At 69.8% G+C, this 844-nt stretch carries 1 protein-coding gene; it reads left to right on the top strand.

The window, feature by feature from the left end; genetic code table 11:
* A partial coding sequence (locus ABGB17_RS38825; protein WP_347639404.1) for an AMP-binding protein occupies nt 1–844 on the top strand: 844 nt, incomplete at both ends.

Raw genomic sequence — 844 nt, 5'->3', positions numbered from 1 at the left:
CCGACTACCCCCCCAACCGCATCAACCTCCTCCTCGACGACGCCCACCCCACCCTCCTCCTCACCACCACCACAACAACCCTCCCCGCGACGACCACCCCCACGCTCCACCTCGACACCACCACGACCACGCACCACCCTGCCACCGACCCCGGCATCCCCATCGACCCTCACAACACCGCCTACCTGATCTACACCTCGGGCTCCACAGGCAAGCCGAAGGGCGTGATGGTCTCGCACGCCTCGATCGCCAACCGCCTGGCCTGGATGCAGCACCAGTTCCCGCTCACGCCGGACGACCGGATCCTGCAGAAGACACCCGCGGGATTCGACGTCTCCGTCTGGGAGTTCTTCTGGCCGGTCATCGAGGGCGCGACCCTCGTGATGGCCAAGCCCGAGGGGCATCGCGAGCCGGACTACCTCGCCGCCCTGATCCAGGACGCGTCGATCACCACGATCCACTTCGTGCCCTCGATGCTCACGGCGTTCCTCCAGGAACCCGGCGCGAAGGCGTGCCGGAGCCTCAAACGGGTGATCTGCAGCGGAGAGGCGCTTCCCGCCCACCTGGTGGAGAGGTTCCGCGCGACGCTCGGCGCCGAGCTGTTCAACCTCTACGGGCCGACGGAAGCGGCCGTGGACGTCACCGCCTGGCGGTGCGACGCCGTCGAGCCGGGTGCTCCGGTGCCCATCGGCCGCCCGGTCTGGAACACGCGGATGCACGTGCTGGACCGCCACCTGCGGCCGGTCCCCCCGAACGTCCCCGGCGAGCTGTACATCGCCGGCGACCAACTCGCCCGCGGCTACCACGACCGCCCCGCCCTCACCGCCGAACGCTTCACCGCCGA

It is taken from the genome of Sphaerisporangium sp. B11E5 (assembly GCF_039871875.1).
Classification (GTDB): domain Bacteria; phylum Actinomycetota; class Actinomycetes; order Streptosporangiales; family Streptosporangiaceae; genus Sphaerisporangium.
Note: the sequence above shows the minus strand (reverse complement) of the source record. Positions and strands in the feature narration are given on the sequence as shown.